Source organism: Pseudomonas sp. GG8 (genome assembly GCF_052976945.1).
In genome coordinates this window covers 1-4,821 of the sequence record NZ_JBRIIP010000003.1, presented here as the reverse complement: position 1 = coordinate 4,821, position 4,821 = coordinate 1, and the positions used below count along the sequence as shown (strand labels likewise).

Sequence of the window (4,821 nt, the reverse complement as noted above, 5' to 3'; positions counted from 1 at the left end):
CCTCGCTGGTTGTGCAGGTCCCGGTTATTCAAATTAAATGTCTGTACAGCCGGTTACGATGACGCTGCTATGACAGTTATCAACGATTAGTTACCCGTTGCGAGCTTCTGCGTCGCGCCTTTCCGTATACATCACGTACGGCGCCTTCTTGCGCCTTCGGCCTGATTATCATTCCAGCCTATGCCTTCTCGCCGGGACAGAATTACTCCGCAGTGATCAGTGGCCATGAAGGTCGTCGCGGACACTGCGACCTTCATGGAATGAAGGCGATGACAGTGACTCATGGACACGGTGGTGGCAGTGGCGACATGACAATGGTTGAGCAGCAGGGTGCGATCACGGCAATAGCGGAGGCGACGGCCGTGGCGGCGATGGTCGGGGTGGAACGGTGAACATGGCTGCGTCGGCGCTTCACCTGCTTTAAGGTATCATCATCTGAGAGGTCCCACCAGGGGTCCCGTCCTTCCATACCTGGCCGGAAGTTCACATCGATCACAGCGTCCCAGATGTTGGCGACGTCTTGCAGTGCCAATGAGGGCTTTTGATCCTTGTCGATCAGGCGCGCCCGCACGCCTTCGCTGAACTCGCGGATGACGAACAGCAGTTCAGGCTGCGGGTGTTCTCCATCTGGAATACCTGGGCCGCGACATGTCGGCGCGGACGATCTACCCGCGCCAGATCGGCATCGGGGCGACCTTCGGTCAGAAGTTCTTGCCGCACGGCTGGCGGGCGTCGCATGCGTGTTCCATGACTGATGGGCACACCCGGCGCCACAGCAGAGTCACGACGTCCAGCGGTTGATCAATCTCGCTCGACGCGGCAACCATGCGCATCGCGGATGCCGATGGCTTCCTGTTGCAGCGCCTCGACCAGGCTGACTGCACCGGCTTTACCTGCCCGGTTGCGGTTCTCGCAGCCCCCCTCGACCAGTTCTTCTTGCTGTTCATCCAGCAGGAGACGGTCGGCCAGTTCCAGATCCCGGCGCGTCGCGCCCGTTGATGTAACCGGGTCGGTCCAACAGCCAGTTTCAGCGGTCAGGAAGAGGACGACTGGCGCCGACGTCAGGGTATAAGTTCAGTACAACTACAGCGTTACCACGTTGGTCGAGTAACGATGCGAATGCCGCGCCTGCGACGACCATGCCGCCACCCAGCGCGTGACCATGGCCCAGCAGGATCGAGAGGGTTTCAGTACGTGCAGCGACCGATCGGAGCCGTATTCCACCGCGAGAATGCGCGGCCAGCGGTCCGACTTCGGCCAGATCAGCACGGCCGGCGTCGACCAATGCTACGATCATCACCGCCGCACGCGAAAGATAAGCCGTCCGCGCAGCAGTACGCGAACAATTTGTACGGATTGATCGACCATTTCGAGACGATCATCAGCGCCTGGATCATCGGCAGCGACAACGTCGTTCAGAACTTTTCCGCATCCAGCTCACAACGCCGATGCGCGCGCCATTCGGCATGGAGTTCTTCAAATACAGATTCATCATGACCTCTCGGGGCGCGGGCAACTGCCATTCGGTCTCTGATACCCCTATGCGGGGATAAGTACAAACATAATTTAGGGAGTGTCAGAAAGAGGCAGGGCCGCGTCGTGCGATGACATTGATCGATAAACGTGGCAGCTTCCTAGTGTCCGCACATTGATTTTTGCAGGTGTTTGCCATGACAGAACAATGACCGTATCAAACTTGGATCAGCTGGAGCACGCGTTTGCGTGGATTCGAAGACTCGTATATGAACAGAGAACTCGTCGGTTTGCGCCGGCGCGCCGCAGCAAGATCTATCCAGCCAGACCAATCATCTTCAATACGTGAACTCGACGCCGCTGGACAAGGTCGACGTCATCCTTGGCAGGATCCGTTCCACGGCCGGGTCAGGCCCATGGCTTGTGCTTCTTCGGTAACCCAGGCCCAGCGTCAACGCCGCCATCGCTGGTCATATCTATAAAAAGCTCAAGCATCGACCTGAACATCGACATCGCCATCACAGCTGCTTCCAGTCCTCGCCGATCAGGGCGTGCTGCTGCTGGGACCGCCATGACTCATGGAACGCCTGGAACGCTACTTACGCGGAGAGGCTGGCAGATCTTCACCGTCAGGTCATTAAGATCGTCGGCGAACATGACCCGCATCTGGTGCTGCTGTCGGTCTTCATGCCCAAGCGAACGGAAGCTGATCGAGCGCCAAGCAGAACCTATAGTACTGACACGTACGCCCTCGCCGCTGTCCGCCTGAAGGCTTCTCGGCGACGGATAGCTCGGCCGGGCCAACAGTCTTCTGGACGGAATGGATCAACACAAATAACTGAAGATACCACAACTAACCTGAATGCGGTCGCAGCATCCTGCCATCTTCGAATGATACGTTCCACAGAAATAGCGGCTCCGTTCACAAACACCAGGTCAACCGAGTCTCTACTCGGCCCGGCTTCTGCAGTGCCGAAACATCAGCTCAGCGAGGAACAGTACCGGAACGGCACGGCGCATGACCTGCGTTTCATGACCAGCGCACCGACGGTATTCGCTTCGTGTCACGTTCGGCGGTCCACGGCGTGGTGCCCAGGGTCGGTGGCAGCAGATCGGTCGTCGCCGCTCGGCGCCCAGCAGCGAGCAGCGATAGGCATCGTTCGTCCAGTGCCAGCAATGTTGGCCGTACAACGCAGCAGCACCCGCCCGGAGGAACGAGAGACGATTGAAGTCGCGGCTCCAGCCGCTCCGATCGCATCAGGGCGATCTTCGCTCAGCCTTACGTACAGCCGATGCAGGTCCAGGTAATACTCACCGCAGCACTGAGCAGTTCAGCCCAACAGCCATGGATTCAGTTCTTCGGCATACAAGCCCTGGCCAGCGATCCGCCTGCCGGAAACAGCGCCAGCGGCCAGGACCAGTACGACGGGCTCCAGTAGTGCAGGCGCACCGTCGCCCAGCAGTTGCTGAACAGTACGGGCGCGCGCAGCACCACCGTCGACACTCGCGAACTGTCCCCCGCGCGACGCTGCTTGAGGTGCAGCCGTTCGCGCCCACTGACCATTTCGCCCAAGCCGCCGGCATGCTGGAGCACGTGCGCGATCTTGGCCGCTACGTCGCATCGCATTTCCGGCACGCTGGAACACTGGTCGCATGCTCCGGAGAAGATCAGGCCGATACAACATCAACCTGTTCGATGACAACCAGTACGTGAAGTACGGCCCAATGCCGATCCCGACGATCCACTGCCGGCCTTCAGCCGCAGATCCGCAAGCCGCGTCGGGCGACGCGGTGATCACCGCGCGGCCACCATCCACGGCAGCGGCAGCGCCTGGCTGGCGAGGTAACCAGCCGCAGGCCGACCAGCAACTACCACCACGTCTGAGCGATCGGACATTGGCCACGGCACGACGCTGCGGGACGCTGCGCCAGATCCGCGCCGACGGCATCAGCGGCGTGGTCGCCATCAGCACCCCGTGTGCGAAGGTGATCGGCTCGACCAGAAATTGCGGCGCACCGTAGATGACGGGCGCGGCGCAGGTTCTGTTCCATGGAGCCAGCGAGATCGAGGCCAGCAGGACCGCGACGAGGAAGGTCTCCATCTTGCGCAGGATGTAGCCGAGATTGCCGATACCGACCCCGAGACGGTCGAAGGTGATGGCATCCACGGCGTCAACGCCGATCGCAGTGATGATCGCGTGCGCCGCACGGTGCCAGTTCGGCACGGCGATTTCGGTGAAATTCAGTCATCAGGATGTTGAAGCACCAGCATAACATTCACAACAACGATGATCAGGCCCCAGGACGATCGGCTGCTGTTGAACAGCGATGGACCAGGGCATGATGTCTAGCGACAGAACGCATCGTCGCTGCTGTCGTTCCAGCCGGCACGAGGGTCAGCATCGGCACCAGCGCTTCCGCATGCCGCACCACGATGGCGGCCGGCCGCGAGGGCCGCGTGCACCTTGTCCATAGTCTTGCCCGCGACGCTTCTCGGTCATGTAGGCCACGGCGCTCGGCCATGTCGCGCCCAGCACCAGCAGCACGCCCATGATGGAACCGGCGCACCGCGACGCAGGACACCACGAACGCCGGGCTGGCTGAACCTGAACATCATGCGCATGGCTTTTGATCACCTCTTTGCCGCGATACGGTTTAACGATGATTTCGCTGATCGAGCAGCCCAACAACGCCACGGTGATACCGTCGGTGAGTCGATCTGTCGCAGTTGAAACAGTACCGCGCCGCTGTTGGCGTCGATGCCGACCATGGACGAACAGCCCCGATGGCGCCGCGATCAACGTCTGCATGGAACGATGCGCGGGCCATGCCGCAGACGATTGCGGACACCATCGGTCGGAGTCCACGATTCCGAAGGCGATCGCCGCTTCGCGCAGCAAGGGCGCGAACAGCGCCATGCCGCAGTACGGCGATCGAACGCACCGATGGAACAGCAGCTCCACGCCGACAGCGACAAGGCGACACAGCAAGCCCTGGCGAGCCATCGGGTAACCGTCGAGAGTGGTCATCACCGTCGACGCTTCGCCGGAATGTTCAGCAGGATCGAGCTGATCCGGCCGCCGTCCTTCGCAGCCAGGTACACCGCCGCCCACCCAGTACGACGCTGACTCCGGGTGGCCCGAGGCGAACACGATCAGATCAACAGCGCCACGCCATGGTGGGGCAGGCGGCGGCGACCGACAACAGTGCAGATCAGGTCCACGCGGCGGTGATCGAGTTCGGGTAGACGAGCACGAAGCCTTGACTCAGTAGCTGAAGTGTGCACGTCCATTCTCCAGAACATCAAGCAGGCCCAGCGGCAACGGAACGTCCATGGCTTTATGGAAC

The 4,821-nt window shown here is 60.9% G+C and carries 7 protein-coding genes; 2 read left to right on the top strand and 5 right to left on the bottom strand.

Annotated features, from left to right (window positions below; all coding sequences use genetic code 11):
* The first annotated feature begins 269 nt into the window (after positions 1-269).
* Positions 270-392: a hypothetical protein gene (locus tag ACVBEG_RS26750; RefSeq protein ID WP_447108498.1), complete on the top strand. Its 123-nt coding sequence runs from the start codon at positions 270-272 to the stop codon at positions 390-392.
* Positions 393-555: 163 nt separating this feature from the next.
* On the opposite strand, the gene ACVBEG_RS26745 is transcribed toward ACVBEG_RS26750, so the two are convergent.
* A complete protein-coding gene (locus ACVBEG_RS26745; protein ID WP_447108497.1) occupies positions 556-738 on the bottom strand; it encodes a hypothetical protein in 183 nt (60 codons plus the stop codon).
* Positions 739-825: 87 nt separating this feature from the next.
* On the opposite strand from ACVBEG_RS26745, the gene ACVBEG_RS26740 reads away from it, so the two are divergent.
* On the top strand, positions 826-999 hold the full coding sequence (locus tag ACVBEG_RS26740; RefSeq protein ID WP_447108496.1) for a hypothetical protein: 174 nt from the start codon (positions 826-828) through the stop codon (positions 997-999).
* A 28-nt stretch (positions 1,000-1,027) separates the two neighbouring features.
* On the opposite strand, the gene ACVBEG_RS26735 is transcribed toward ACVBEG_RS26740, so the two are convergent.
* The 4 genes from ACVBEG_RS26735 to ACVBEG_RS26720 all read right to left on the bottom strand — a co-directional run.
* Positions 1,028-1,297 carry a hypothetical protein gene (locus ACVBEG_RS26735; RefSeq protein WP_447108495.1) on the bottom strand — a complete coding sequence of 90 codons (270 nt, stop codon included), beginning with the start codon at positions 1,295-1,297 and terminating at the stop codon, positions 1,028-1,030.
* A 1,507-nt stretch (positions 1,298-2,804) separates the two neighbouring features.
* On the bottom strand, positions 2,805-3,698 hold the full coding sequence (locus ACVBEG_RS26730; protein WP_447108494.1) for a hypothetical protein: 894 nt from the start codon (positions 3,696-3,698) through the stop codon (positions 2,805-2,807).
* Between the two features lie 171 nt (positions 3,699-3,869).
* The gene (locus ACVBEG_RS26725; RefSeq protein WP_447108493.1) at positions 3,870-4,625 is read right to left on the bottom strand and encodes a tripartite tricarboxylate transporter permease; all 756 of its coding nucleotides are present in this window, start codon (positions 4,623-4,625) and stop codon (positions 3,870-3,872) included.
* A 2-nt stretch (positions 4,626-4,627) separates the two neighbouring features.
* Positions 4,628-4,821: hypothetical protein (locus tag ACVBEG_RS26720; RefSeq protein ID WP_447108492.1), on the bottom strand; the 194-nt coding region annotated here is incomplete at its 5' end.

Bases quoted from the DNA above. Each gene is read 5' to 3' on its own strand.
- ACVBEG_RS26735 (WP_447108495.1), bottom strand. From the start codon at position 1,297: ATGATCGTAGCATTGGTCGACGCCGGCCGTGCTGATCTGGCCGAAGTC.
- ACVBEG_RS26750 (WP_447108498.1), top strand. From the start codon at position 270: ATGACAGTGACTCATGGACACGGTGGTGGCAGTGGCGACATGACAATG.
- ACVBEG_RS26745 (WP_447108497.1), bottom strand. From the start codon at position 738: ATGCGACGCCCGCCAGCCGTGCGGCAAGAACTTCTGACCGAAGGTCGC.
- ACVBEG_RS26740 (WP_447108496.1), top strand. From the start codon at position 826: ATGCGCATCGCGGATGCCGATGGCTTCCTGTTGCAGCGCCTCGACCAG.